This is a genomic window from Agrobacterium sp. AGB01, assembly GCF_014851585.1.
In the GTDB taxonomy this organism is placed as follows: domain Bacteria; phylum Pseudomonadota; class Alphaproteobacteria; order Rhizobiales; family Rhizobiaceae; genus Agrobacterium.
This window is the reverse complement of record NZ_JACVAB010000001.1, coordinates 195843-221926: the sequence shown is the minus strand read 5'-3', so window position 1 is coordinate 221926 and position 26084 is coordinate 195843. Positions and strand designations below refer to the sequence as shown.

The window sequence follows — 26084 nt, the reverse complement described above, 5'->3', positions numbered from 1 at the left end:
AATCCTATTGCGATTTCTTTTCCATCTCATCAAGGGCCGCCGCCAAACGGCGTTCCTCGTTATAGTAGCGCGCACGGTCCCAGAAATGCGGCTTGCCGATGCCGGTCGAGACATGGCGACCAATCAGCCTACCTTGCGCATCTTCGCCTTCGATCTCGTACCGCACGAGATCCTGGGTGATGATCACATCGCCTTCCATGCCGATCACTTCGGTGATGTGGGTGATACGGCGCGAACCATCCCGGAGGCGGGTTGCCTGAATGACAATATCAACGGAGCCAGCGATGATTTCACGCACCGTTTTCGCAGGCAAAGTAAACCCGCCCATCGCAATCATCGATTCCATGCGGCTGAGGCACTCACGCGGTGAGTTGGAGTGGATCGTTCCCATGGAACCGTCATGGCCGGTGTTCATGGCCTGCAACAGGTCGAAAACCTCTGGACCGCGCACTTCGCCGACGATGATACGTTCTGGACGCATACGAAGGCAGTTCTTGACCAGATCACGCATGGTGATCTCGCCTTCGCCTTCAATATTTGGCGGACGGGTTTCCAATCGCACCACATGTGGCTGCTGCAATTGCAGTTCCGCGGTATCCTCGCAAGTGATCACCCGCTCATGTTTGTCGATGTAGCTGGTCAGGCAGTTGAGCAGTGTCGTTTTACCCGAACCCGTACCACCTGATATAACCACGTTACAGCGCACCCGACCGATGATCTGCAAAACTGCGGCACCTTCTGGGGTGATCGCACCAAACCGCACCAGTTGGTCAAGCGTCAGCTTGTCCTTCTTGAACTTACGGATGGTGAGCGCGGGTCCATCAATCGCCAGAGGCGGAGCAATAACGTTGACACGCGAACCGTCAGGCAGACGGGCATCGCATATCGGGCTTGCTTCATCGACACGACGGCCAACCTGGCTCACGATACGCTGGCAAATGGAGAGAAGCTGCGTGTTATCGCGGAAGCGCACTTCCGATTCAATGGTTTTACCATCCACTTCGATAAATGTCTGACCGGAACCGTTGACCATGATATCGGCGATATCATCACGTGCCAGAAGGGGCTCCAGTGGACCATAACCAAGAACGTCGTTGCAGATATCCTCAAGCAGTTCTTCCTGCTCGGAAATCGACATGGCGAAATTTTTGATAGTGATGATATCGTTGACGATATCGCGAATTTCGTCGCGGGCGCTTTCATTATCCAGCTTGGAAAGCTGCGAAAGATCGATCGTGTCGATAAGGGCGGAGAACACCTGCCCTTTGGTCTTATAGTACTCTTCGGTGCGCGCCATTTTTTTGCGCTGAGGCGGTTGAGAATTCGCCTGGAGTGGTGGCGTCGGAACCTGCTGACGGGAGATTACCGGCTCGAGCGTTTCGATTTTTTCGGGTTTCGGCATGACAGGCGCAAGAATTGGCGCAGGCGCACTCACCTGCCCGATGCCAATACCCCTTCCAGCGTCTTCGTTTCCGCGTTTTCCAAACATGCCAGTTTTCCAGTTTCATCGAGCAGCGGTTTATTTCCGCTTCAGCAATTCCATAATCTTACCCAGCCCCGGTTTCTTGGCCTTCTTGGCGCTCGCACGCCCGGTCACGAGGTGGGCAATCTGCGAAAATGTCTCCGCAACAGGTGATTTCGCATCAATCTCGCTGATCATACGACCGCTATTGGCCGCATTGCCAAACAACTGGACATCAAATGGAATGATGGCAATCGGAGAGATTTCCAGCGGCTCGAAGAAATCGGCGGGCGCAATCTCCGGGCGTTTCGCCATGCCGACCTGGTTGAGGACCAGATGTGGCGGCTTGTCGTTCGGGCGCATTTTTTTCAGGGAATCCAGCATGTTCTTGGTGTTGCGCAGGTTGGCAAGGTCAGGAACGGCGGTGATCACCACCTCGTCTGCCTCTGCTAGAACGCTGCGTGTCCACTCACACCAACCATGTGGAATATCCAGTACCGCGACAGGCGCGGTTCGCTGCAGCAGTTCCATCACCGGCTGGAATGCAGCGCGATCAAAATCATAGGCACGATCAAGCATTGACGGCGCTGCCAGCAGCGAAAGATGTTCGGAACATTTCGTCAAAAGGCGGTCGAGAAACATCTCATCCAAACGTTCCGGCGAAAACACGGCTTCGGCAATGCCTTGCGCAGGATCCTGATCGAAGTCGATATTGGCAGTCCCGAATGGAAGGTCAAAATCAGCAAGAATGGTTTCTGTCGAAAACAGGTTTGAGATGCCAAAGGCGCAGTTATGCGCAATGGTCGACGATCCAACCCCACCCTTCGCTCCGATGAAGGCGATATTGCGTCCCAAAGGTTCAGCCTCTGGATCGACAAAGATGGCCGAAATAGACGAGAGGAGATCCGACATCTTGACCGGAGCAACGAGATATTCGGAAATGCCGTTGCGGATAAGGTCCCGGTAGAGTGAGATGTCATTGTAATGACCAACAATGACGACACGCGTGGAGGGATCACAGACTTCGGCCAGCGGGGACAACTCATCCATCAGCCTTGACGGATCACATTTCGTTTCGAGAATGATCAGGTTGGGTGTCGGTGACGATGAAAACATGCCTGCAGCGGCTGCAATATCACCATTGGTAATACGCAGGCTGACTTTACCCATACGCCGGTCACTGCCCAGACGCTCCATGACGCGCAGCATAACTTCGCTTTCGCAAAAGCTATGAATGGAAATCCGCGGCAAGGGCCGCAGATTATCCATGTCGGAAGGCTTGTGCAGGTCGTCGAAGTTCACTTCGTCGTCACCACTGCCTTTGATCTCGTATTCTATCGCGCTCATGTTTCACCTGTCAGGAAATGGAGTACCGGCCTGCATTAGTCAGCGGAGGCGGTATTATCTCCGTTGCGGTACCCATCAATGACAACAGACCGGCGTTCAGCATCAATTGGCGTCATGCCACGGGGGGCTACAAGGTCCATCGGATTGGCGATCTGGGCCGCGAGGTTATTTTGTGTCGCGCAACCGAAATTATGCCAGTTGCGATTTTTGGACGTGTTACTGGTTAGATCTTCCGGCCACTCGCCGCACTGCCCTGTCATGGCCGTCACCGCGACATAGCTGAGACGGATTGGCGCAGCATCACCCTGTGGGCCAGCAGCGTACACTGTTTCAACGATCTTGCCGGCAGGGACACCCGAGCCCGTCAAGATCGTGCGGATCTGCTTGCCCATGCGTGACGCGGCTGCTGAATTGGGCGAGCCAGATGGCAACTGTATCTGCACGATACCGGTCGACGTTCCCTTGTAGCTAGAAACGAACCCCCTGATATTATCGGCCGCCGGCGTGGTCAAACGGCTGTCCCCTGAAGAGACCGGAATATCGATCGTGTGTTCTGCTTCATTCAGTGTAATTGGGTGGCGTGTGCGGTAATCGTCCGGGATAGCGCCAGTGTTCATGCCATCCCGCGTGCCACAGGCCTGCAGCAAGCTGGCCATCGCAGTCACGGCAAGCGCAAGGGATACCCTGCGAAGCGGAGAAGCGTAAACGGTTGTCTGTGTTGCCAGCATGGTGGCCCCCCTCGTGCCGGGAGCAGCGGCATACGGTTTCATCTGAAGCTCCATCGTCATTTGTAGATAAACCCAACAGTGCCCTGGTACGGTGCGGCAGGAGCCTTCTCCTTGCGGCCGTACACCTTGTTGACGCGGTTCATGAAATACATGGCGGCATCGTTTTCCGGGTTAAAGTTATCATCCGGGCGAGCAATCTGATTACGCGCCACCGGGCGAACGAGATACGGCGTGGCAATGATGACCAGTTCCGTTTCGTTGCGGATGAAGTCCTTGCTGCGGAAAAGCGTGCCGAAAATTGGCACCTTGGAGATGCCCGGAAGACCGGACATGGCCTGGCGAATGTTATCCTGCACCAGACCGGCAATCACAATCGAACCACCTGACGGTAGCTCTACAGTGGTTGACGCCTCACGTTTGCGAATGGACATATAGGTCGCGCCTGGCGTGCTGCGCATAGTGCTGCCGGTGACGACGCTACCTTCATAGGTCGGTTCGGAAACGTTGGTCTCAATCTTGAGGCTGATACGACCAGGCGACAGAACAACCGGGCGGAAGTTCAGTTCGATGCCGTAATCAACCGTGTTTGTCTGGCGGGTCAGAACTGGACGTTCAGCGCCGGTTACTCCATTTTCCTCAGTGGAAATTTCCTGAGTACCCTGCATGCGGAATTCACCGCCAACATAGAACTTTGCCTGTTCTCCCGAAATAGCGGTTAGGCTCGGTTCTGCCAATGTCCGCATGACTCCAGCCTGCTCCATGGCATTGATGTAGGAGGAAAAACGCATGGAGCCGGATCCGATCGAGCCGGTGATCAAACCGGAGGATGGATTGACCGCACCACCGAGATTGGCCGGGTTTGCAAATGAGAAGCCATTGCCACTGCTCGTGCTGCCAATAGAACCACTGAAACCAAGTTGCTTCAGCACCTGCCTGCTGACCTCAGCAACCGTGACCTTCAGCGTGACCTGATCTTCGCCCTCAATCGTCAGCATGTTAACGATCTGTGATGTCTGGCGCTGTTCGGCGAAAATTGCCGCGTCGCCACCATTATCGCCGCCTGTCAATGTTACGTTGCGGGTGGTAGCTTCACCGCCTTTGAGGAAGGCTTCAGCGAGTTGAACCGCACGTGCTGAATCCTGTGGTGTCCGCACTGTGCCGGTTAGAACAATGTTGTCCGAAACGATCTCAACCTTGATATCAGAATCGGTAATGAAGCGACGCAGATTCGCTTCAAGACCATTGATGTCACGCTCGACCTCGAGATCGAGGCTGACGATTTCCTCACCATGGGCACCGAAAATGAAGATGTTTGTCTGGCCGACAGATTTGCCAAACAGGTAGATGCGCCGGGATGTGCGTGTGACAGCGTCTGCCATGCTTGGATCTGCAACGAGAATATCATGCGCATCCTGTGGCAGGTCGACAACCAGCGCCTTGTTCAGGCCAAGTTTCAGACGCTTACGTGTGCCCTTGCCACTTTCGGTAATACGAATGATGCTTTCAGACGCGGCTTGCGCTTCAGCTTGCTGGAAGCCGCGAGGTGTAAAGTCACCCGGAATACCGGAAAAAGCCAGGCAGAATGCCAGGCTTGCCGTGACGGAGGAACGGAGTGTCCGTTTAATGTTTCTCACGTTACCTCTCCCGCTCATTGTGATGCACCTTGCTGTTGGCCGTTCTTGACGATCGAGCCGGATTTAATGACCTGAATTTCAGGTTGGCCAGTGCCGCCGCTCAGCAGGTAATCCGCGGAAACAGTGTCACTTTCCTGGGCGTCTGATACGGAACGCAGCGACAGGGTCAGCCGATCAGCCATCTGCTGCGCAACAGTAATGATGCGGGCCTGATCCGGTGTCAGTTCCAGCGTCGCGGTTGCACCGACAACGGATGACACACCATCTTCGCCCTCACGGATTTGCTGGTCGATTGCCAGAACCCGCACGTTGTTGAGAACATTTTCCGTCTGGAAAGAGCCTTCATCGCCCTTGCGAACCATGATGACATCCACCCGGTCGTTAGGCAGGACAAAGCCGCCGGCGCCGGTGGCAACGGATATTTCGGTTGCGACAGCGCGCTTTCCGGAAGGCAGCAGAGCCGACATGATGCGACTGCTGGAATCGACAACTTTTTCCGGGCGGACAGGTTCGCCTTCAAACATCGGCAAACGCACGATAGCACCCGTCAACTCTGTCAGAGCTTCCGGGCGATTGTCCTGCGTGACATATCCTTCAACGACGCTGCCTTGCGGCCAGGGCACCCAACGGACTGAATCAGGATTTAATCGGCTGCCAACCGGCAGGTTGACCGACGAAACGAGCACGTTGACCGTTGGCTCTTTCTGTATGATTGCTTCCGCCTTCTCCACGACCTGTGGAGTGCTGGCAAGGTTCATTGCAATCATCCCGGCGAGACCGGCAGCAATGACTGCGACGGACAGAATGACGATGCGTGCGGGTTTCATGACCAATCCTGAGGCTTTGAATTCGCCTTTTAGGATGACCCGCAATTCGTGTAATTATGGTTAACGCACCACTTACATTCGTGGTTAACAAGAGATTTCCGGAAAATATTGTTGTAAGCGGTCTATTTACTGACTGATAATCTTAAGAAAGGCTGGCAATCGCCGCTTTGACGATAGGCGCTTCGGCGTATGTTATCAAACCTGCTGCGCCAATAGCGATGCCATAAGGCACTTTCTTCGCCGTCATAAGGGAATGCGGAATAGGTAAACCGGTCGCGAGCAGGCTTACCGCCTGTGAGCGCATCAGTAGGATGAGCAGAGTCAGGATGCCGCCTGCATAACCCACTGCCGCAAGGAATAAAAACAGAGACTGGTCAAAACCAAACCAAACTGCAGCAGCCGTCAGGAGTTTTGCGTCACCACCGCCCATGACATTCATGGCAAACAGGCAGAAACAGATTGTAAAAACGGCGAATCCAGCCAGCAGGCTCATGCCGATTGCCGACCATGCCATGCCCGTAAAGGGCGCTACCACAAGGAATGCACCGAACAGGATCAACGAAACCCTATTAGGTATGGTCATAGTAAAAAGATCAGTGAATGCCGCAAGCGTGAGGCATAAAGGCAGGATCAGAAAAATCGCAGCAATAACCATGATTATCTCTCCTTTATGTCTTTGGATACGCGAGTTCAAAAGTTCATCTGAACAATGTGAATAAAACAGTACTGCCCCGAATAGACGGGGCAGCGTCGTTCAACACATATATTGAATTATGGAGCCTTCGCGCCAACTGTCAGGTATGTGGACAAATTGTTGAACTGAGTGTTCAGCTTGTTGCCCAGCGCAGTGGCACCGGTGATGAGCGCGACGGAAATCAGCGCTGCAATCAGGCCGTATTCGATAGCGGTTGCGCCGGATTCGTCCTTGACGAAACGTGCGAAAATCTTGGTCATGGAAACTCTCCTGGTCTGTTGTTTGTTGTTCAGCACACCGACAACTGTTTCCGTTGTTCGGTTGGACAAAACCTACACAGAAGCGATTGCCATCCCCTTAAGAAAACGCCTTAACAAAGTGTGAACGCATTTCTAATTTCGGGATGGTAAATAACTTACTCAATACGTTGAAAAACCGACTCTATTCTGAAAATTACACAATTTCATAAGTATTCGTACTGGCAATCAACCTCGGATATGCTTCATTTCGAGATTCACCCGCGCACCAGAATGAAACGCGGGCGTCCAGAATGCCGACAGCATTGTTTAATGTGACCCATATTGAAATGGTTAAACCGACTTTTGCCTTAACGCTTCATTAACCAAACCTGAGCATTATCTCTCGAATAGGAAATAATGTTCCGGCGTAAAAAAGGCATTTGATGGCAATGGCACTCCGTTCGCTGGCAAAAATCGCAATTGCTGCCACGGCAATCCTGTTGCCAATGGCTGGCATTGCCACGTCTGACGACGACATGTTGCGGGTGTCCATGAACCATGCGCGGGTTCTGCGGCTTGATCGTCCCGTCAGCAAAGTGATTGTCGGAAACGCCAAGGTGGCGGACGCGACGGTTTCAGACGCTCATACAATTGTGCTGACTGGCCGTAGCTATGGAACAACCAATCTTGTGCTTCTGGATGCCGACGGCAACGCCATTGTCGATGAACGCATTCTGGTGTCGATTGACGAAGGCAACACGGTGCGCGTGTTCCGTCAAACTGAACGGACGGTGTTGTCCTGTACACCGAACTGTGAGCAGCACTCACAAAATGAGGGGCCGTAACCCATCCTTTCATCAGAAAAAAAGCGGCCCGAAGACCGCTTCTCTCGAAAACATAGACTGGAAAAAATCAGGCGTTATTCTCGTTGATCAAACGCTTGAGAAGTTCAACCTCATGGCCGAGCTTGGTATCTGCGCCAATCAGTTCCTCGATCTTGCGCACGGCATGCAGAACCGTGGTGTGATCGCGGCCACCAAAACGACGTCCGATTTCCGGAAAGGAACGCGGGGTCAGCATTTTTGACAGGTACATGGCGACCTGACGTGGTTTGACGATAACGCGTGTGCGACGGTTCGAGACAAGCTCCTGTCGAGACACGTTATAATGACGGGCCACAATACGCTGGATGTCTTCGATACGAACCCGCTTTGCTTCCCCGGCCCCTACCAGATGCGACAGAAGCTCGTCGACGCGTTCAACCGACAATAATGGCTCGAATGAACGACGGAAAATGAGCTGGTTGAAAGCACCTTCCAGTTCACGACCACTTGCCGTTACGCTGCGCGCAACATGGGTGAGAATTTCCTCGGGAATTTCCAGAGCCGGATCATCCTGTCTGGCAGTGCCGAGACGACGGTTCAGCATTTCATAACGCATGTCGTAGTCGGGGCCTTCGATTTCGACGGCCATACCGCCCTGAAGACGCGAACGAACACGCGGATCGAGCGATTCCAACTCCCATGGAGCACGGTCAGCGGCCACAACAACCTGCTTTGCACTATCAAGCAACATATTCAGCAGATGGCAGAACTCGTGTTGGATCATCTTGCCCTGCAGGAACTGCATGTCATCGATGACCAGAAGGTCGATGTTACGCAGTGTATCCTTGAGGGTCAGGGCATCGTTGTCGCGGATCGCGGTCGCGAAACGCCACATGAAATATTCAGCTGTCAGGTAGACCACGCGCGAATTGCGCGGGCTGTCGATTGCAGCATTGGCAATGGCCTGAAGAAGGTGGGTTTTGCCCAAACCAACACCTGCATGGATAAACAGCGGGTTGAAGCGCACAGCACCTGCACCAGCTTCAGCAATCGTCTTGGCCGCCGCCAGCGCAACACGGTTGGAAGAACCTTCAACGAAGGTATCAAAGGTAAAACGGCTGTCGAGCGGCGAACCGAACAGCGGTCCACCCGATGTCTGGCGTGCAGGCTGAGCCTGGCTTGCGGCTGCTGGTACAGACATACCAATAGGCTGGGCTGCTGCAGTTTTGCTGCGGGCAGCGACCGGTGCCATGGTCTCTGTTGCCGGTTCGGCGCGTTCAGCAGTCTGCGGAACGCGAACATTTGTACGGGTTGCCGAACGGACGAGAATCTCGACCTTCAGAACCTCAGGATCCTCACTCTGCACAAGGCTGGTGATCAGATCAATATAACGGTTGTTGATCCAGGACTTCAAAAACGTCGTTGGAACTGTGAAACGAACGACACTCTTGGAAACCGAATGAAGTTTAAGCCGCGCAAACCAGCTTGCGTAAACTTCAGGACCAACCTGCGCCTTCAAGCGTGCACTGAAGCGTTCAAACAGTGCATCTTGAGTCATCTTCGATTTGTCCCCTACCGGTTCAGAGCAAACGTCATCACATGCCTGCGATGCGCGGTCCCCGTTTACCGCCGCACCCATCACCAAATTCATTTGCATATTGCCGCCTTTCAAATTGCCAATCATAGCCTGACGAAAATACCCCGCCAGGGAAAACCTTCTCGTTATTGCCTTGAGCTACCCCCTCGTTAAGAATCGCTCAAAGTTCGTTTATTGCTCGCGAGCCGGTTGTCCCATTTCCCTCTTCATCATGGAGAGGCCTGCGATGCACTTGTCGGTGCTCCTTTCGTTTCAACTTCAGATCACTTTTTTCAAGACAAAGAAATTCCGCTCTACAACCATCACAGTTGCAGTTTGCATCGTGTCGATATCTGAAAAAACGGGATGAAAAACATCCCGCCGCAAGGAACTATCGAACCTTCGAATTCAATACTCGAAACAGTTGATGGATTGTAATCCGTGCCCCCTGACGAGGTGCATTTAGGCAGGATCGTAGGTTGAGATCAATGGTCATTTTTCTGCAAAGCCGAAGATCAGCCATTGACTCTGACTAACCATTTTGCATCACGCCGGGCCTATTTTGGAGAATCGCTTATGAATCAATGAGATTCAAATTTCTAGGCTTTCGCGAGGCTATACAAATAAAAAAATTAAAAAAAAACTTGACTCGAAACCTCTGCCACCTTTCGCAGAGAAAGATAGGCTACTTGATAAAGACCTCTCGCAAGCATTTGATTTTAAAGGATTTTTTGTGTCATCAGCTTGACTTGGGATTGTCATGTTAAATGCCGAGACGTTAATAAACGGTTACAAGCACAAAAAGCCCGGTCCGAAGACCAGGCTTTTAAAATTATATTCCAAAAGGATTATATTAGGCTGCGAGAGCCTTAACGCGCTGTGCCAAACGGGACACCTTGCGGGATGCGGTGTTGCCGTGAAGAACACCCTTGGTGGCTGCGCGCTGGATTTCCGGCTGAGCGGCCTTCAGAGCTTCGGTTGCAACAGCGAGATCGCCAGTTGCAATCGCTTCTTCAACCTTACGGATGAAGCCACGAACGCGCGAACGACGAGCCTTGTTGACTGCAGTGCGGCGAGCGATCTTGCGGGTCGCCTTTTTCGCCGAAGTTGTATTGGCCATGTATGCCTCTCTTCGAATTCGATTTAATTTCCACAACCACAGGACAGAGCCTTTCAAAGACCTCACGTTCCAGAATTGCGGGAGTTATTTGGACAAGCCTGACGGGCTATCCTTTACCGTGGGCGGGCATATAGCTCGAATGCGCGCGCCCGTCAACGCGCATTTTCAACGAAACCAGAGATTCCGACTCCATTGCGCGAAATATCAGCGATTGCGAAACGCCGGTTTCCGCTTCTCCACGAATGCAGCCATACCTTCCTTCTGGTCCTGTGTTGCAAAGAGCGAGTGGAACATACGCCGCTCAAACCGCAGACCTTCTGCAAGCGGCAGTTCAAAGGCGCGGTTAACGCTTTCCTTGGCCATAAGAACGGAGGCACGCGACAGGGAGGCTATACGTGTGGCGGCTTCCACAGCCTCGTCCAGCAGCTTCTCTGGCGCGACAATGCGGGAAACAAGGCCAGCACGCTCAGCCTCCACAGCGTCCATCATACGACCTGTCAAAATGAGATCCATTGCCTTGGCCTTGCCTACGGCGCGGGTTAACCGCTGCGAGCCACCCATGCCGGGTATAATGCCCAGTGTAATTTCGGGCTGGCCAAACTTTGCCGTATCCGATGCGATGATGAAATCGCAGATCATGGCAAGCTCGCAACCACCACCCAGTGCGAAACCGGATACGGCGGCAATGACCGGCTTGCGGGTGGCCGCAACATCGTCCCAGCCACCGATAAAGTCGCCCAGATAAGCGTCGACAAAATCGAGCGTCTGCATTTCCTTGATGTCGGCACCAGCTGCAAATGCCTTTTCCGATCCGGTGATGACTATGGCGCCGATGGAATCATCTGTCGTGAACGACTGCATAATGTGGCGCATCTCTTTCATGACCGTCGAGTTCAGCGCGTTCAGAGCCTTGGGACGATTGAGGGTGATGACACCAACCTCATCGCGCTTTTCCACCAGCAACGTTTCATAATCCATGGCCGTTCTCCCTAGGGCTCGTGTCAGGTCTGGCAAACCGCGCAATAGAAAGAAGAGCGACCTGCCTGCGTGATCCGTGTAACCGTACCCGTACAACCGGGTGAGCGGCAAGCGTGCCCTTCCCGGTCGTAGACGGAAAATGAGTGCTGGAAATAACCGAGCGTACCATCCGTCTGGATATGGTCTTTCAGTGACGATCCTCCTGCGGCGATGGCATCGGCAATCACGTCACGAATTTTCTGGGTCAGCAGAACCAGTCGGTCACCCGCCTCACCCGCTGTGGTCACCAGCGTACCGGCTGCCCGCTCCGGCGACAGGCCCGACCGCCACAGGGCCTCACAGACGTAGATATTGCCGAGACCTGCGATGATCTTCTGGTCAAGCAACACTGTCTTCAAAGGCTGCTTGCGGCCAGCAAAACGACTGGCGAGATAATCGGCACTCAAGCTGTTACCTGTGGGTTCCGGGCCCAGGCTTTCAAAAGCCGGATAGCGATCGATATGGCGCCGATTGATCAGATGCATGAAACCAAACCGGCGCGGGTCATTATAGATCACGCGCTGCGGCCCACTTTCCGTTTGTAAATGAAAGATCACATGATCGTGCTTTTCATCCTTTGAACGTGGGTGATGGAACTCACCCGGCGTCTCAGGTTCACCCTTGCCACTGCTAACGCCCCCCGCCTCGATACGGAACGATCCGGACATACCAAGATGGGCAACGACCGTGCGGTCTTCCTCCAGATCAATCAGCAGATATTTGGCGCGGCGGCCAAGCGACAGAATCTTGCGACCGGCGAGATCAGAGCCAAAACCTTCCGAGAACGGAAACCGAAGATCAGCCCGACGCAATTCCACCGCATCAATCAGCGCGCCTTCCATGGTGGGCGCCAGACCGCGCCTGACTGTTTCTACCTCTGGCAATTCGGGCATGGCATTCATCCAGTTGTTTATCGATGCGACTTTATGCTCTATAGACCACCTGCACATATCGCGGCCATTTGATACCGCCACAGATAGCGTCGCGAAAGCGTTTCCGCTATGGTCCGCCGCGCAATAAAGAATGGAGACAGACAATGACCGAGGCCCGCACCACCGCAGATGGCGGCATGGAAACGTCTTACGGCTTTCACAAGGTCGAAGAAGGCCAGAAGCAGGGCATGGTCAACGAGGTCTTCCATAAGGTCGCCAAGAAATATGACATCATGAATGATGTGATGTCTGCCGGTCTGCACCGCCTATGGAAAGATGCGATGGTATCCTCGCTCAATCCGCGCAAGGATCCGACCTACAAGGTGCTGGATGTTGCGGGCGGCACGGGCGACGTTGCGTTTCGTATCGTCGAGGCGTCGAACCGGCTGGCGCATGCCACGGTTCTCGACATTAATGGCTCCATGCTGGGTGTCGGTCAGGAACGGGCTGCCAAGAAAGGTCTTTCCGAAAATTTGACGTTTGTTGAGGCCAATGCCGAAGAGCTGCCACTGGAAAGCAACAGCTTTGATGCATACACGATTGCATTTGGCATTCGTAACGTACCGCGTATCGATTTCGCCCTGAAAGAGGCCCACCGCGTTCTGAAACGTGGCGGCCGTCTGCTGGTGTTGGAATTTTCCGAAGTGGAAATGCCGCTGCTCGACCGGGTCTATGATCTGTGGTCGTTCAATGCCATTCCGCAGTTCGGCAAGATGATTACCGGTGATGCCGAGCCCTATCAGTATCTGGTCGAATCCATCCGCAAGTTCCCAAAGCAGGAAGATTTCGCGACGATGATCCGCACCGCCGGTTTCTCGCGCGTCAGCTACACAAATTATACCGGCGGCATCGCTGCACTGCATTCCGGCTGGAAACTGTAATCCAATGACTTTCTACCGTCAGAACAGAGCATTTGCATGAGCTTACCGGGTGCATATTTCCGGCTGGCACGGGTCGGCTGGGTTCTCGTGCGTGAGGGCGTGTTTCTGGCACTGCCGTCCGATGATCTGCCCGCATCGGCAAAATTTGCCAAAGCGCTGCTGAAACCCTTTGCGCGCAACCGTGCCAAAAGTCGCGAGCGTAGCGACAGGCTGGCGCGTGCGGTGGAACGGCTCGGGCCGTCCTATGTCAAGATGGGCCAGTTTCTGGCGACCCGCCCTGATGTGGTGGGTGCCGAATTTGCCGATGACCTGGCTGGTCTTCAGGACCGTATGGCATTTTTCCCGATCAGCGCGGCAAAGGCCAATATCGAGGGATCGCTCGGCCGTCCGGTGACCGAGCTTTACCGCGAGTTTGGCGATCCGATCGCCGCCGCTTCAATTGCGCAGGTGCATCCGGCCATCGTGGATACGCCACAGGGACCGCGCAAGGTTGCCGTCAAGGTCATCCGCCCCGGTGTGCGACAGCGCTTCCAGAACGATCTGGAAGCAATGTATCTGATTGCCGACCTGCAGCAGCGTTTCGTTCGTTCTGCCCGGCGCCTGCGTCCGGTTGAAGTCACTCGCGCGCTGGAGCAGACGACCAAGATCGAGATGGACCTGCGCCTTGAGGCTGCAGCCCTTTCAGAGATTGCCGAAAACACCAAAAACGACCCCGGTTTCCGCGTGCCTGACGTGGACTGGGAACGGACCGGCCGTGATGTCGTGACCATGGAGTGGATCGACGGCATCAAGATGTCTGACGTGGAGGCGCTGAAAGTGGCGGGCCACGATCTCGACAAGCTGGCCGATACGCTGATCCAGTCATTCCTGCGCCACACCCTGCGTGATGGCTTTTTCCACGCCGATATGCATCCCGGCAATCTGTTTGTCGATGCCAAGGGCATGATCGTTGCCGTCGACATGGGCATTGCCGGCCGTTTGGGGAAAAAGGAACGCCGATTCCTCGCCGAAATTCTCTATGGCTTCATTACCCGCGATTACATGCGCGTCGCCGAGGTGCATTTTGAGGCGGGTTATGTGCCCGGCCATCATGATATTGCGAGCTTTGCGCAGGCCATCCGCGCTATTGGCGAGCCGATCCACGGTCAACCAGCCGAAACCATTTCAATGGGCAAGTTGCTGACGCTGCTGTTTGAGGTTACCGAGCTTTTCGACATGGAAACCCGGCCTGAGTTGGTGATGCTGCAAAAAACGATGGTGGTGGTGGAAGGCGTTTCGCGCATTCTCAACCCACGCTTTAACATGTGGAAGGCTGCCGATCCGGTGGTTGGCAGCTGGATACGCGACAATCTCGGTCCCAAGCGCATCGTCACTGACTTGAAGGACGGCATGAAGGCGGCTGTAAAGCTGGCCGAGGCCATTCCGGAAATTGCCGCCAAGACCGAAAAACTGCATGGCGAACTGGTCTATATGAGCGAAAACGGCGTGCGTTTCGATCCGCAGACCGCAGAAGCCATCGGCAAGGCAGAAGCGCGTCACACCCGATGGGGCCGTATCGCGCTTTGGATCATTGCTTTGGTGCTAGTTTACATCGCAATACGGATCAGCTGATAGCGATCCCAAGCTCCGTGCGCAGCTTCTTGGTTAGCCCAGATGCTACCACGTCATAGGAGCGGCGCACATAATGCTCCAATTCCTCGCGCTCCAGCGGGGAATGGTCTGCGATGGATATCCATTTGCGTTTGGCGAAGTAGGGCGCCTGCCCTATGCCTTCGAGTGAAGTCAGAATTTCAAAACTTTCCTCGGAGCACTTCACGACCAGACGCCAGTTGTCGCTGTTTCCGAGAACAGCAAAAACCTTGCCCCCGACTTTGGCGACGTGAGAATCCCACTGGTCGACAAAGGTTACACCCGGCCATTTCGCCAGCAGATCATCAAAACCATTGCGGTCAAAAATGCTCATGCCAGTTTCTCCGCAATGACTGCTGCGAGACGGTCGGCAACTTCATCCTTGCCCATATCCGGCCAAGCCTCGACGCCATCTTTCGAAATCAGCTTTACCTGATTGCGCAAACCGCCCATCACACCGGTTTCCGGGGATACGTCATTGGCGATGATCATGTCGGCGCCCTTGCGGTCCAGCTTGGCGCGGCCATTATTTTCCACGTCCTGTGTTTCCGCCGCAAAACCGATGACCAAAGTCGGACGTTTTTCATGGTGGCCGACAGTTTTCAGGATATCGGGGTTCTCTGTCAGCATGAGTGGTGGTGGTGCATCACCCGGCTGCTTCTTGATCTTCTGATCGGATGCAGTGGCCACCCGCCAGTCCGCAACCGCTGCCACAAAGACGGCAATGTCGGCAGGCAGACGCCCAATCACCGCATCTCGCATTTCTTCGGCCCGCTCAACATGCACGGTCGTCACGCCAGTCGGGTCTGGAATAATAACCGGACCGGAAACAAGCGTCACCTTAGCGCCCAGCCGTGCAAGGGCAGCGGCTATGGCGTGGCCCTGCCGTCCAGACGAGCGGTTGGCGATGTAACGTACGGGATCAATCGGTTCATGGGTCGGACCTGAGGTGACAATCGCTGTTTTGCCGGCAAGCGGTTTGGGCGCATCATCCAGGTATGCCTCAACAGCCTCGGCAATCTGCAAAGGTTCAGCCATCCTGCCTAGCCCCGCCTCGCCTTTTTCCGCCATTTCACCCGCCATCGGGCCAATGAAATGAATACCGTCGTTTTTCAGTGCAGCGATGTTGCGCTGTGTTGCACTGGCCGACCACATTTTCGGGTTCATGGCAGGGGCAATCAAGATTGGCTTGTCGGTGGCCAACAGCACGGTCGAAGCCAGATCATCGGCCAGACCATGTGCCATCTTGGCCATCAGATTTGCGGTGGCTGGGGCAACCAGAACAAGATCGCAATCGCGCGCCAGCCGGATATGGCCGACATCCTGCTCATCCTGCCGGGAAAAAAGCTCGGTAAAGACGTGCGTGGCCGACAGTGCACCAACCGCCAGCGGCGTGACAAATTCCTGCGCACCTTCTGTCATCACGGGCGTTACCTTTGCGCCACGCTCTTTCAGGCGACGAATAAGATCAAGGCTCTTGTAAGCCGCGATCCCGCCAGAAATGACCAGAAGAATGTGTTTGCCTGAAAGTGTCATGCGCGAAGTAACCGATTGATGTTTCAACCGACCCTACCGCATCGCCACAAAAATCGGAATCGATTTTCGCAACGTGCAAAACATCCCTCAAAAGCATGAAAGCGCCGTGCATCTTTGACACACGGCGCTCTCGGCATTTATCCCGGGGATGCTATTGATCGGCTATCACGCCGCCTTGGCAGCGTGATATTCCTTGATGGCCACCATCTTGATGGCCGGATAACGCTCAGATTCGTAGCGCAGCGAAAATGCATCCTGTGCCAGGAATACCGGATCGCCATCCAGATCGCGGGCGATGTCGCCACGCTTGATGTTGAGGAACTTGTCCATTTCCGCAGGCTGGTCCGAGGAAATCCAGCGGCAGACCGAAAAGCGCGACATTTCGAATGACACGGGCAGGCCATATTCGCCCATCAGACGCTCTTTCAACACGTCAAGCTGCAGCGCACCGACAACACCGACAATCGCAGGGGAGCCGTCCTCTGGCGAGAACAACTGCACAACACCCTCTTCCGCCATCTGCTGCAGTGCTTCTTTCAGCTTCTTGGCCTTCATCGCATCTTCCAGTCGCACGCGACGCAGAATTTCTGGCGAGAAGTTTGGCACGCCTTGGAACACAAGGTTTTCACCCTCGGTCAGCGTATCGCCGATACGAAGCGTGCCGTGGTTGGGAATGCCCACCACGTCACCGGCAAAGGCGGTATCAGCCAACTGGCGCTGCGAGGCAAAGAAGAACTGCGGCGCCGTGAGACCCATCTGCTTTCCGGTACGGGCAAGCCGCGCCTTCATGCCACGCTCCAGCTTGCCGGAGCAGATGCGGGCAAACGCGATACGGTCGCGGTGGTTCGGGTCCATATTGGCCTGAATCTTGAACACGAAAGCCGTCATCTTGTCTTCCGCCGCATGAACGGTGCGAGTATCTGCCACCTGGTCACGCGGTGGTGGCGCAAAATCGCCCAGCGCATTGATGAGATCACGGACGCCAAAGTTGCGCAGTGCCGAACCAAAGAACACGGGGGTCATGTGGCCTTCGAGAAAAGCCTGACGATCAAACGGGCGGCAAGCTTCTCTCGCCAATTCCGTTTCTTCGATAAACGCTTCACGCTCATTTTCTGGCAGACGGTCTGCAACTGCTCTTGGGCCATCAACCGGCAAAGATTCAACCTGCGTATCGACACCACGGAACGTGTTGTTGGCCAGATTATACGCACCGGAGAATGTCTTGGCGCGGCCAACTGGCCAGGTTACCGGCGCGGTGTCTAGCGCCAGTTTTTCTTCCACCTCATCTAGAATTTCAAATGGGTCGCGGCTTTCACGGTCCATCTTGTTGATGAAGGTGATGATCGGGATGTCGCGCATACGGCAGACTTCAAACAGCTTCAGCGTCCGCGGCTCGATACCCTTGGCGGCATCGATGACCATGATCGCGGCATCTACTGCCGTCAGCGTGCGATAGGTATCGTCCGCAAAGTCTTCGTGGCCCGGTGTATCGAGAATATTGAACACACGGTCGTTATATTCAAAGGTCATGACCGAGGTGACGACCGAGATGCCGCGCTCGCGCTCGATCTTCATCCAGTCCGAACGGGTCTGGATACGGTCCTTCTTCGCCTTCACTTCACCGGCCAGCTGGATCGCTCCGCCGAACAGCAGCAGTTTTTCGGTCAGCGTCGTCTTACCGGCATCCGGGTGCGCAATAATCGCGAATGTGCGACGGCGGGATACCGCCTCGGCGAGTGTTTCAGCCATTGAGAAATTCCTGTTGATTGGCGCCGTCTTTACAGTTTCAAGCCGCGATATGCAATTGACCTGCGCCACCATGGCAAAGCAAATGGCACCATGCCTTATGATATGTCCTCATCTCCGCAGCTTAAACTCATCCGTCTTGCCAATGGCGAGGGGTTGGAACTGCCGTCTTACGAAACCACCGGTGCTGCTGGCATGGACCTGCGCGCTGCCGTGGATGCCGATGCCCCGGTTATCCTGAAGTCCGGTCAGCGCATGCTTGTGCCGACAGGTTTCATCTTCGAAGTGCCCGTTGGCTTTGAAGCGCAAATTCGCCCTCGTTCCGGTCTTGCCATCAAGAACGGTATCACCTGCCTCAATTCACCAGGCACTGTGGACAGCGATTATCGCGGTGAAGTCAAAGTCATTCTCGCCAATCTCGGGCAGGAAGACTTCGCCATCGAACGCGGCATGCGCATCGCCCAGATGGTGATTGCACCTGTGACGCAGGTTGTCGTGATCGAGGTCAGTGAGACCTCCGAGACCAGCCGTGGAGCGGGCGGCTTCGGTTCAACTGGGACTGCCTGAGGGGTCTTAAAACGCATCGGTTTGCGCGCGTCTGCATCGCCCGAATTGTCATGGTTGAAAAGTTCATGGCAGTTGGATACACCGCACAGCAGAATGTGATTTCGGAGCCTTCCATGACAATCGGCACCCTGCTTGCTTATGCCACAGCCCTGTTCATTGCCGCTGCCATTCCAGGGCCCGGCATGACGGCCATTGTCGCGCGTGCCTTGGGGTCCGGGTTTCGTGAAACCTTCTTCATGGGGCTTGGGCTTGTTCTGGGAGACATGGTCTATCTGACAGCCGTTATTCTTGGACTGGCCTTTGTCGCGCAAACCTTCCATGAAGCGTTTCTGGTGTTGAAATTCGCGGGCGCTGCCTACCTCATCTATATTGCATGGAAGCTTTGGACGGCGGGGCTTTTGTCGACCGACCTGAAAGCGCGTAAATCCACTAGCATCGGCATGTCCTTCATGTCAGGTCTTCTGATCACGCTCGGCAACCCCAAAACCATGCTGTTTTACGTAGCGCTTGTTCCAACGTTAATTGATATTCGTGTTATCGGTATCTCGGAATATCTGACGCTGGTTGCCATGACATTCGTGGTTTTGTTGGCAGTGCTTCTGCCCTACATCCTGCTTGCCACCAAGGCGCGCACCCTGCTGAAGAAACCCCGCGCATTGCAAATTCTCAACCGCACAGCCGCCGGTATTCTGGCGGGAACAGCGGCAATGATTGCCACCCGCGCCAGTTGAAATATTTGTTCGACTAAAATGGAGATTCCACGAGAATTTTCCAAGTAACGGCTCGCATAAGAACAAACGTTCGCTAGCCTGAAACCGTGATTGCTCCTATTCTGCGCGGTAATTTCTGCCGGTTGCATATTAAAGGAGACTATCATGTCAGAAGCCCGAAAGCCCGGACGCGGACGTATCTATTCCTCGATCACCGAGACGATTGGTGATACGCCGCTCGTACGCCTCGACAAGCTGGCCAAGGAAAAAGGCGTCAAGGCCAACCTTCTGGCAAAGCTCGAATTCTTCAACCCGATCTCGTCGGTCAAGGACCGTATTGGCGTAGCGCTGATCGAAAGCCTTGAAGCACAGGGCAAGATCACCCCTGGCAAGACGACGCTTGTCGAGCCGACCTCCGGCAATACCGGTATCGCACTTGCCTTTGCTGCCGCTTCCAAGGGTTACAAGCTTATTCTGACGATGCCGGAGACCATGTCGGTCGAGCGTCGCAAGATGCTGGTGCTGCTGGGTGCCGAACTTGTACTGACCGAAGGCCCGAAGGGTATGAAGGGCGCCATTGCCAAGGCGCAGGAACTGGCAGAAACACTGCCTGACGCCGTTATTCCGCAACAGTTCGAAAACCCAGCGAACCCGGAAATCCACCGCAAAACGACGGCCGAGGAAATCTGGAACGACACCAACGGTTCTGCGGACATTCTCGTTTCCGGCATTGGTACCGGCGGCACCATTACCGGTGTTGGCCAAGTATTGAAGGCACGCAAGCCGGGATTCAAAGTCGTTGCGGTTGAGCCTGCTGACAGCCCCGTTCTGTCCGGTGGCAACCCCGGCCCGCACAAAATCCAGGGCATTGGCGCAGGTTTCGCTCCCGCTGTACTCGATACCGCGATCTATGACGAAATCATCACCGTCACCAATGACGAGGCGTTTGAAACGGCACGTCTCGTTGCGCGCCTTGAAGGTGTGCCGGTTGGCATTTCCTCCGGTGCTGCGCTTGCAGCTGCCATTAAGGTTGGCAGCCGCGAAGAAAACGCTGGCAAGAACATCGTCGTGATCATTCCGTCCTTTGCGGAACGTTATCTTTCGACAGCATTGTTTGAAGGTCTCGGCCTCTAACACAAAAAGGCCCGCATGCTGTCGCGCACTGCGGGCCAATTCTATACCCAAGTTTTAAGCCTCACGCCGCAGCGGTGAGCCTTTCTCCGGCAATACGATAGGAAATGGCTTCAGCCAGATGGATGCGGCTGACGATGTCGTGCCCCTCAAGGTCAGCAAGTGTCCGCGCCACCTTGAGAATACGGTGATAACCGCGCGCTGAGAATTTCAGGCGCTCTGCGGCATCACGCAGAAGCTGCAAACCGGGCGCGTCTGGTTCCGCAAAACGTTCAATAAGGGCGGTGGAGCAACGGGCATTGGTCCTGATCTCGGCAAAACCGGCACTGGCATACCGTTCCTGCTGACGTTCACGGGCACGCGCTACACGCCTTGCAACATCGACGCTGCTTTCAGCCGCCATCGGACGGATGAGGTCCGCCGCCGAAACAGCGGGAACATCGACGCGGATATCGATACGGTCCATTAGTGGACCGGAAATCCGGGCCTGATAATCGGAAACGCAGCGTGGTCCTCTGGCACAGGTAAAGCCCGGTTCGCCTGCCATCCCGCATTTGCAGGGGTTCATCGCTGCAACAAGCTGAATTTGCGCCGGATAGCTCACCCGATGATTGGCGCGCGCAATGATACATTCGCCGGTTTCCAACGGCTGGCGCAAAGCATCCAGCACCTGCGGTGAAAACTCCGGGAACTCATCCAAAAACAATACGCCATTATGGGCCAGCGATGCCTCACCCGGCTTGGCACGCAAACCGCCACCGACAAGGGCTGCCATGGTGGCAGAGTGATGCGGCGTGCGGAACGGCCTGCTATCGGACAGTTTGCCGCCAGAAAGCTGGCCTGCAATGGAATGCACCATCGACACCTCCAGCAATTCTGCTGCCGACAGGGGCGGCAAGATAGACGGCAGTCGGGAAGCCAGCATCGACTTACCTGATCCCGGAGGTCCAACCATCAGCATGTTATGACCGCCGGCGGCAACAACTTCGAGCGCCCGTTTGGCGCTCTCCTGCCCCTTTATGTCGGCAAGGTCTGGCATGTTGGCAGGTGTCGCACGGATAGCGGGTTGCGGGCGCGACAAAAGCTGCGTACCGCGAAAGTGATTGGCGAGGGCAATCAGGCTGCGCGGTGCCAGAATATCAATATCCGCACCGGCCCATGCGGCTTCCGGGCCGCTGTCCGCCGGGCAGATCAGGCCTCTACCCATGGCATTGGCACCGATAGCAGCAGGCAGTGCGCCGGCTACCGCACCAATCGTTCCATCAAGGTTCAGTTCTCCCAAAACAACGTAACCGGCCAGCGCTTCAGCAGGTATGGCCCCGAGCGCCGCCATGAGGGCAAGCGCAATAGGCAAATCGAAATGACTGCCCTCTTTTGGCAAATCTGCCGGGGCAAGATTGACGGTGACCTTCTTTGGGGGAAGTGCAAGACCGGACGCATGCAAGGCGGCCTGGACGCGTTCACGGCTTTCCGCAACGGCTTTATCCGGCAGTCCGACGATCTGTATGCCGACGCGGCCCGGCGCAACCATGACCTGAACTTCAACGGGCACACCTTCGATGCCCTGAAATGCAACCGTATTGACCCGAGCCACCATGGCCTGCTCCCGTAAACCGCATCCGCTGGTCCGGCGCCTCATGGCTAGAGACCGGCGGAAGACCTGATTATGGCGGCCATGACCAGACATGATCTGCCCGTTGTCCGACCGCCTCAAATAGCCTGACACAAGAGACGTCGCAAAACAAGAACGTTACGTGAACAATTCCACGTATATGGTGTGTTGGAGTTGTAATGGATGCAAAGAAATGGCAAATCCTTCACATCCGGGCAGGCAGGGCCAATCAGCCCTGCGCTTCGCGCTTGCGCTCAATGGCGTCCCACAACAGGCTTGCCACGTCGGCACCACCGAACTTTTTCACTTCGCGAATGCCGGTCGGCGACGTCACGTTGATCTCGGTCATGTAGTCACCGATCACATCGATACCGACGAACAGGAAACCGCGCTCACGCAGTGCAGGACCAATCCGCTCGCAGATTTCCTTTTCACGCGCCGTCAGTTCTGTCGGCTCGGGGCGACCACCCGCATGCATGTTGGAGCGGGCATCATTTTCAGCTGGCACACGATTAATGGCACCAACCGGCTCACCATCCACCAGCAGGATACGCTTGTCGCCCTTGCGGACGTCAGGCAGGTACTGCTGGGCGATATAGGGCTCGCGGAACATCTGCCCGAACATTTCCAGAAGCGACGAGAAGTTGCGGTCGTCACGGGTCGAATGGAATACGCCAGCGCCACCATTGCCGTAGAGCGGCTTCAGAATAATATCGCCCATTTCCTGACGGAAGCGGGCAATCTCGGTCACGTCCTTGGTGATCAGCGTTGCCGGCATCAGGTCTGCAAATTCGGTAACGAAGATCTTCTCAGGCGAGTTGCGTACCCAGGCCGGATCGTTGACGACCAATGTCTTGGGGTGAATGCGCTCCAGCAAGTGCGTGGAGGTAATATAGGCCATGTCGAAGGGCGGATCCTGGCGCAGATGAATGACATCCATCGTCGACAGATCAACGCGCTCCGGTTCTGACAGGGAATAGTGATCGCCATTGATGTCGCGCAGTTCCATCTGTTCGACACTGGCGTAAATCTTGCCGTCACGCATGCTGAGACGGTCCGGGGTGTAGTGAAACAGCCGGTAGCCTCTGGCCTGCGCTTCAAGGCTCATGGCAAAGGTCGAATCCCCGGCAATATTGATGCCGGCTACATGATCCATCTGGATCGCAACGTTCTTGATTTTTGCCATGCGCAGTCCCTTTTCTCAAAGCCCGACAGATTTAGGATAGAGGGGCTTTAAAGGCAACTGCTGCACCATGCGGCATCTATGAGTTTTATTGATGCTCTATCTGGCAAGGCTGTAGGAGCGAGCCGAGAAAATCTTGTTCCAGACACGATAGGCCAGAGCCAGCATTGTCGGAAATGGACGGCGCATGAAAGCCACTTTGCGCACGTAGTTGTCAACGCGCCATGTCGCCCATGTTCCGGCGCGGAAATAGGCAACGTCACCGCTGCGCAACACACTCACCACACCGTTTTCAGCCGTGACATGCACTTCACCTTCCAGGATATAAACGGTCTCGTCCCAACCGAAAAACCAGCGAAATTCACCGGCTGTGCAGTCCCACATTGCAGTGCTGGAGGCGCGATCACGACTTCTGGAATGGTCCGCTGCACGGGCATGCGGCGTTCCGGACAAAATCCAGTCCGGATTGATTGGTGCGTCTTTCATGTCCATGCCATGGCTTGAAGCGGCAACGACGGCGTCCAGATTGCCGCGACGAGACGTCAAGGGAATAAGCGGCACGCTACGAATTGCCATAGCCAACGAACTTGCCAACATGATCTTGATCGACATACGCTTTCCCCAACCAGTTTTGTCGATTGGGGTTTAGCGCAAACAAATAACGATACCGTTCATCCAGTTCGTTCAATTTTATCGATCTGGCCTCACATGCAGAGATTTCAGCCCGCGAATGAAGGGATAGCAGCGGCCTGTTGTTCCGAATTGAAACGCGCATGTTGCTGCTCAATCCGCTTGCCTGTTTCAACAGAGAAGAAGTGCAGCTTCTCCGGCGCGATGGTCAGCGAGAACTCCAGCGGTACTGGCAGATCCGGCGGGAAAGCGGCCGTCATTGCCTGATCGCCGACAAAACCATGAACGAGGCGCTGCGAACCCAGTTCTTCCACATAATCGACGCGGAATGCCAGACCCTTTTCCTCGGGTCCTGCGATGCGGAAATCTTCGGCTCGCATGCCAACCGTGACAGCACCGGATGCAGGCGCAAAGCTCTTCAGTGTCATGATTTCAGGGCCGACGGCGAGACGATCGCCATGTAATTCACCGGCAACGAGGTTCATGGCTGGCGAGCCGATGAAGCTTGCCACAAAGGTCGAGGCTGGTGTGTGATAAACATCCAAAGGTGCGCCAATCTGCTCGATACGGCCCCCGTTCAGTACAACCAGACGATCGGCCAGTGTCATGGCTTCCAGCTGGTCATGGGTGACGTAAAGCGATGTTGTGCCGAGACGCTTTTGCAGACGCTTGATTTCACCGCGCATAGAAACACGCAGCTTGGCATCCAGGTTGGACAGAGGTTCATCGAACAGGAAGGCAGCCGGTTTGCGCACGATGGCGCGGCCCATGGCAACGCGCTGACGCTGACCACCGGACAGAGCCCGCGGCTTGCGTTCCAGATAGGGCTGCAGTTCCAGCATGCGCGCCGCTTCCTGCACGCGTGCGTCAATCTCAGCCTGTGGTGTCTTGCGGTTTTTCAGACCGTAAGCGAGGTTCTCATACACAGTCATATGCGGGTAAAGCGCATAGTTCTGGAACACCATGGCAATGTCGCGGTCAGCAGGGTCAACGTTATTGACCACACGCCCACCGATTTTCACCGTGCCTTCGGAGATTTCTTCGAGACCCGCGACCATGCGCAAAAGTGTGGACTTGCCGCAACCGGAAGGGCCAACGAGCACGATGAATTCGCCGTCATTGATGGAGATATCGACCCCGTGAACGGCGCGTACGCCACCATGGTAATCCTTGCAGACCTGACTGATTTCGATCTCGGCCATGTTACCTATCCTTTATTTATCGCTTTCGGTGAGGCCCTTGATGAACCACCGCTGGAAAATCACCACGATGAGAACCGGCGGCAGCATGGCGAGCACCGCAAGCGCAAAAGCTTCGTTGTAATCGGGGATTTGGGAGCCAATCCAGACCTGGAGAATGGACTTGATGCCGCGCATCAAGGTGAAGAAACTCTCATCCGTGGTCATCAGCATGGGCCAGAGATACTGGTTCCAACCATAGACGAACATGATGATGAAGATGGCGGCCATCATGGTGCGCGACAGCGGCACCAGAACATCGATGAAGAACTTGAAGGGACCGGCACCGTCAATGCGTGCCGCTTCCAGCAACTCGTCCGGCACCGACTTGAAGAACTGTCGGAAGTAGAAGGTTCCCGTGGCAGAGGCCAGCAACGGCACGATCAGACCACTATAGGTATTTAGCAGACCAAGCTGGCTCATCACCTGATAGGACGGCATGATGCGCACTTCGAGCGGCAAAAGCAGCGTCGTGAAGATGATCCAAAATGCGAGAGTGGCAAAACGGAAACGGAAGTAGACGATGGCGTAGGCCGCCATCATCGACAGCACGATTTTGCCGACAGCAAAACCGACACCGAGGATCAGCGAATTGATGACCATATTGAAGCCGGTGATCTGGCCGGTAAAACCGCCCTTCTGGGTCAATACCTTCTGGTAGGTGGCCACCATGTTGTCACCTGGCAGAATGGTAATACCATTGCTGTGAATTTCTGCCGCCGTATGGGTGGAGGTCATGAAGGCGACCACGACCGGTAGCATCAAAAACAGCGAACCGAGGATCAGCACCAGATGGTCGAGAGGTTTTGTCTTGTACATGT

25 protein-coding genes are annotated in these 26084 nt (G+C 55.1%); 6 read left to right on the top strand and 19 right to left on the bottom strand.

Features of this window, described 5'->3' with window-relative positions:
• Positions 1-4: 4 nt before the first annotated feature.
• From IB237_RS01040 to IB237_RS01010, 7 genes are all read right to left on the bottom strand, one after another.
• Complete coding sequence (locus IB237_RS01040) at positions 5-1489, bottom strand: CpaF family protein (RefSeq protein WP_192486765.1); 1485 nt, start codon at positions 1487-1489, stop codon at positions 5-7.
• A gap of 30 nt (positions 1490-1519) precedes the next feature.
• Positions 1520-2809: a CpaE family protein gene (locus IB237_RS01035; RefSeq protein ID WP_192486764.1), complete on the bottom strand. Its 1290-nt coding sequence runs from the start codon at positions 2807-2809 to the stop codon at positions 1520-1522.
• A gap of 35 nt (positions 2810-2844) precedes the next feature.
• On the bottom strand, positions 2845-3537 hold the full coding sequence (locus IB237_RS01030) for a CpaD family pilus assembly protein (RefSeq protein ID WP_192487810.1): 693 nt from the start codon (positions 3535-3537) through the stop codon (positions 2845-2847).
• 56 nt (positions 3538-3593) lie between these two features.
• Positions 3594-5189 (bottom strand): type II and III secretion system protein family protein, encoded by a 1596-nt coding sequence (locus tag IB237_RS01025; RefSeq protein WP_192486763.1) that lies wholly within the window; start codon positions 5187-5189, stop codon positions 3594-3596.
• A complete protein-coding gene (gene cpaB, locus IB237_RS01020) occupies positions 5186-5998 on the bottom strand; it encodes a Flp pilus assembly protein CpaB (RefSeq protein WP_192486762.1) in 813 nt (270 codons plus the stop codon). The genes IB237_RS01025 and cpaB overlap by 4 nt, the downstream gene beginning before the upstream one ends.
• Before the next feature lie 142 nt (positions 5999-6140).
• Positions 6141-6653 carry a prepilin peptidase gene (locus tag IB237_RS01015; protein WP_192486761.1) on the bottom strand — a complete coding sequence of 171 codons (513 nt, stop codon included), beginning with the start codon at positions 6651-6653 and terminating at the stop codon, positions 6141-6143.
• A 116-nt stretch (positions 6654-6769) separates the two neighbouring features.
• On the bottom strand, positions 6770-6952 hold the full coding sequence (locus IB237_RS01010; protein ID WP_192486760.1) for a Flp family type IVb pilin: 183 nt from the start codon (positions 6950-6952) through the stop codon (positions 6770-6772).
• A gap of 485 nt (positions 6953-7437) precedes the next feature.
• Here IB237_RS01010 and IB237_RS01005 point away from each other — a divergent pair, with 485 nt between their 5' ends.
• Positions 7438-7776, top strand: coding sequence for a pilus assembly protein N-terminal domain-containing protein (locus IB237_RS01005; RefSeq protein WP_371815247.1), 339 nt, complete (start codon positions 7438-7440; stop codon positions 7774-7776).
• A gap of 67 nt (positions 7777-7843) precedes the next feature.
• Here IB237_RS01005 and dnaA read toward each other — a convergent pair whose 3' ends face one another.
• The 4 genes from dnaA to mutM all read right to left on the bottom strand — a co-directional run bounded on the left by dnaA (position 7844) and on the right by mutM (position 12361).
• Entirely contained in the window at positions 7844-9412 is a 1569-nt protein-coding gene (dnaA, locus tag IB237_RS01000) for a chromosomal replication initiator protein DnaA (protein WP_192486759.1), read from the bottom strand.
• 772 nt (positions 9413-10184) lie between these two features.
• Positions 10185-10451: a 30S ribosomal protein S20 gene (gene rpsT, locus IB237_RS00995; protein ID WP_192486758.1), complete on the bottom strand. Its 267-nt coding sequence runs from the start codon at positions 10449-10451 to the stop codon at positions 10185-10187.
• A gap of 204 nt (positions 10452-10655) precedes the next feature.
• Positions 10656-11429, bottom strand: coding sequence for an enoyl-CoA hydratase (locus IB237_RS00990; RefSeq protein WP_192486757.1), 774 nt, complete (start codon positions 11427-11429; stop codon positions 10656-10658).
• Between the two features lie 23 nt (positions 11430-11452).
• Positions 11453-12361: a bifunctional DNA-formamidopyrimidine glycosylase/DNA-(apurinic or apyrimidinic site) lyase gene (gene mutM, locus IB237_RS00985; RefSeq protein ID WP_192486756.1), complete on the bottom strand. Its 909-nt coding sequence runs from the start codon at positions 12359-12361 to the stop codon at positions 11453-11455.
• A 143-nt stretch (positions 12362-12504) separates the two neighbouring features.
• Here mutM and ubiE point away from each other — a divergent pair, with 143 nt between their 5' ends.
• Entirely contained in the window at positions 12505-13281 is a 777-nt protein-coding gene (gene ubiE, locus IB237_RS00980; protein WP_192486755.1) for a bifunctional demethylmenaquinone methyltransferase/2-methoxy-6-polyprenyl-1,4-benzoquinol methylase UbiE, read from the top strand.
• 36 nt (positions 13282-13317) lie between these two features.
• Complete coding sequence (ubiB, locus tag IB237_RS00975; RefSeq protein ID WP_192486754.1) at positions 13318-14892, top strand: 2-polyprenylphenol 6-hydroxylase; 1575 nt, start codon at positions 13318-13320, stop codon at positions 14890-14892.
• Here the strand turns inward: ubiB and IB237_RS00970 are convergent.
• The 3 genes from IB237_RS00970 to IB237_RS00960 form a co-directional block, all read right to left on the bottom strand.
• Positions 14885-15244 (bottom strand): MmcQ/YjbR family DNA-binding protein, encoded by a 360-nt coding sequence (locus IB237_RS00970; protein ID WP_192486753.1) that lies wholly within the window; start codon positions 15242-15244, stop codon positions 14885-14887. The genes ubiB and IB237_RS00970 overlap by 8 nt on opposite strands.
• A complete protein-coding gene (gene coaBC, locus IB237_RS00965) occupies positions 15241-16446 on the bottom strand; it encodes a bifunctional phosphopantothenoylcysteine decarboxylase/phosphopantothenate--cysteine ligase CoaBC (RefSeq protein ID WP_192486752.1) in 1206 nt (401 codons plus the stop codon). Before coaBC ends, IB237_RS00970 begins: the two co-directional genes overlap by 4 nt.
• A 165-nt stretch (positions 16447-16611) precedes the next feature.
• Positions 16612-18195 (bottom strand): peptide chain release factor 3, encoded by a 1584-nt coding sequence (locus tag IB237_RS00960; RefSeq protein WP_192486751.1) that lies wholly within the window; start codon positions 18193-18195, stop codon positions 16612-16614.
• 90 nt (positions 18196-18285) lie between these two features.
• On the opposite strand from IB237_RS00960, the gene dut reads away from it, so the two are divergent.
• The 3 genes from dut to cysK all read left to right on the top strand — a co-directional run bounded on the left by dut (position 18286) and on the right by cysK (position 20603).
• Entirely contained in the window at positions 18286-18759 is a 474-nt protein-coding gene (dut, locus tag IB237_RS00955) for a dUTP diphosphatase (RefSeq protein ID WP_192486750.1), read from the top strand.
• Positions 18760-18872: 113 nt separating this feature from the next.
• Positions 18873-19490, top strand: coding sequence for a LysE family translocator (locus IB237_RS00950; protein ID WP_192487808.1), 618 nt, complete (start codon positions 18873-18875; stop codon positions 19488-19490).
• A 144-nt stretch (positions 19491-19634) separates the two neighbouring features.
• Positions 19635-20603: a cysteine synthase A gene (cysK, locus tag IB237_RS00945; protein ID WP_192486749.1), complete on the top strand. Its 969-nt coding sequence runs from the start codon at positions 19635-19637 to the stop codon at positions 20601-20603.
• Between the two features lie 61 nt (positions 20604-20664).
• Here the strand turns inward: cysK and IB237_RS00940 are convergent, their stop codons facing one another.
• The 5 genes from IB237_RS00940 to ugpE all read right to left on the bottom strand — a co-directional run bounded on the left by IB237_RS00940 (position 20665) and on the right by ugpE (position 26082).
• Positions 20665-22197 carry a YifB family Mg chelatase-like AAA ATPase gene (locus IB237_RS00940; RefSeq protein WP_192486748.1) on the bottom strand — a complete coding sequence of 511 codons (1533 nt, stop codon included), beginning with the start codon at positions 22195-22197 and terminating at the stop codon, positions 20665-20667.
• Between the two features lie 244 nt (positions 22198-22441).
• Positions 22442-23398 (bottom strand): glutathione synthase, encoded by a 957-nt coding sequence (gshB, locus tag IB237_RS00935; RefSeq protein ID WP_192486747.1) that lies wholly within the window; start codon positions 23396-23398, stop codon positions 22442-22444.
• A gap of 96 nt (positions 23399-23494) precedes the next feature.
• Positions 23495-24007: a cupin domain-containing protein gene (locus IB237_RS00930; protein WP_192486746.1), complete on the bottom strand. Its 513-nt coding sequence runs from the start codon at positions 24005-24007 to the stop codon at positions 23495-23497.
• Positions 24008-24114: 107 nt separating this feature from the next.
• Positions 24115-25227 (bottom strand): sn-glycerol-3-phosphate import ATP-binding protein UgpC, encoded by a 1113-nt coding sequence (locus IB237_RS00925; protein WP_192486745.1) that lies wholly within the window; start codon positions 25225-25227, stop codon positions 24115-24117.
• A gap of 12 nt (positions 25228-25239) precedes the next feature.
• Positions 25240-26082, bottom strand: a complete 843-nt coding sequence (gene ugpE, locus IB237_RS00920; protein WP_192486744.1) for a sn-glycerol-3-phosphate ABC transporter permease UgpE — start codon at positions 26080-26082, stop codon at positions 25240-25242.
• Positions 26083-26084 lie beyond the last annotated feature (2 nt).

Excerpts from the sequence above, each read along its gene's own strand:
- cysK (WP_192486749.1), top strand. The coding sequence starts at position 19,635 with ATGTCAGAAGCCCGAAAGCCCGGACGCGGACGTATCTATTCCTCGATC.
- IB237_RS01005 (WP_371815247.1), top strand. The coding sequence starts at position 7,438 with ATGGCTGGCATTGCCACGTCTGACGACGACATGTTGCGGGTGTCCATG.
- dut (WP_192486750.1), top strand. The coding sequence starts at position 18,286 with ATGCCTTATGATATGTCCTCATCTCCGCAGCTTAAACTCATCCGTCTT.
- IB237_RS01025 (WP_192486763.1), bottom strand. The coding sequence starts at position 5,189 with ATGAGCGGGAGAGGTAACGTGAGAAACATTAAACGGACACTCCGTTCC.
- mutM (WP_192486756.1), bottom strand. The coding sequence starts at position 12,361 with ATGCCCGAATTGCCAGAGGTAGAAACAGTCAGGCGCGGTCTGGCGCCC.
- IB237_RS00970 (WP_192486753.1), bottom strand. The coding sequence starts at position 15,244 with ATGAGCATTTTTGACCGCAATGGTTTTGATGATCTGCTGGCGAAATGG.
- gshB (WP_192486747.1), bottom strand. The coding sequence starts at position 23,398 with ATGGCAAAAATCAAGAACGTTGCGATCCAGATGGATCATGTAGCCGGC.
- IB237_RS00930 (WP_192486746.1), bottom strand. The coding sequence starts at position 24,007 with ATGTCGATCAAGATCATGTTGGCAAGTTCGTTGGCTATGGCAATTCGT.
- IB237_RS01015 (WP_192486761.1), bottom strand. The coding sequence starts at position 6,653 with ATGGTTATTGCTGCGATTTTTCTGATCCTGCCTTTATGCCTCACGCTT.
- IB237_RS01040 (WP_192486765.1), bottom strand. The coding sequence starts at position 1,489 with ATGTTTGGAAAACGCGGAAACGAAGACGCTGGAAGGGGTATTGGCATC.
- dnaA (WP_192486759.1), bottom strand. The coding sequence starts at position 9,412 with ATGCAAATGAATTTGGTGATGGGTGCGGCGGTAAACGGGGACCGCGCA.
- coaBC (WP_192486752.1), bottom strand. The coding sequence starts at position 16,446 with ATGACACTTTCAGGCAAACACATTCTTCTGGTCATTTCTGGCGGGATC.
- IB237_RS01035 (WP_192486764.1), bottom strand. The coding sequence starts at position 2,809 with ATGAGCGCGATAGAATACGAGATCAAAGGCAGTGGTGACGACGAAGTG.
- IB237_RS00990 (WP_192486757.1), bottom strand. The coding sequence starts at position 11,429 with ATGGATTATGAAACGTTGCTGGTGGAAAAGCGCGATGAGGTTGGTGTC.
- ubiE (WP_192486755.1), top strand. The coding sequence starts at position 12,505 with ATGACCGAGGCCCGCACCACCGCAGATGGCGGCATGGAAACGTCTTAC.
- ubiB (WP_192486754.1), top strand. The coding sequence starts at position 13,318 with ATGAGCTTACCGGGTGCATATTTCCGGCTGGCACGGGTCGGCTGGGTT.
- cpaB (WP_192486762.1), bottom strand. The coding sequence starts at position 5,998 with ATGAAACCCGCACGCATCGTCATTCTGTCCGTCGCAGTCATTGCTGCC.
- IB237_RS00940 (WP_192486748.1), bottom strand. The coding sequence starts at position 22,197 with ATGGTGGCTCGGGTCAATACGGTTGCATTTCAGGGCATCGAAGGTGTG.
- IB237_RS00925 (WP_192486745.1), bottom strand. The coding sequence starts at position 25,227 with ATGGCCGAGATCGAAATCAGTCAGGTCTGCAAGGATTACCATGGTGGC.
- IB237_RS00950 (WP_192487808.1), top strand. The coding sequence starts at position 18,873 with ATGACAATCGGCACCCTGCTTGCTTATGCCACAGCCCTGTTCATTGCC.
- IB237_RS01010 (WP_192486760.1), bottom strand. The coding sequence starts at position 6,952 with ATGACCAAGATTTTCGCACGTTTCGTCAAGGACGAATCCGGCGCAACC.
- ugpE (WP_192486744.1), bottom strand. The coding sequence starts at position 26,082 with ATGTACAAGACAAAACCTCTCGACCATCTGGTGCTGATCCTCGGTTCG.
- rpsT (WP_192486758.1), bottom strand. The coding sequence starts at position 10,451 with ATGGCCAATACAACTTCGGCGAAAAAGGCGACCCGCAAGATCGCTCGC.
- IB237_RS01030 (WP_192487810.1), bottom strand. The coding sequence starts at position 3,537 with ATGCTGGCAACACAGACAACCGTTTACGCTTCTCCGCTTCGCAGGGTA.
- IB237_RS00960 (WP_192486751.1), bottom strand. The coding sequence starts at position 18,195 with ATGGCTGAAACACTCGCCGAGGCGGTATCCCGCCGTCGCACATTCGCG.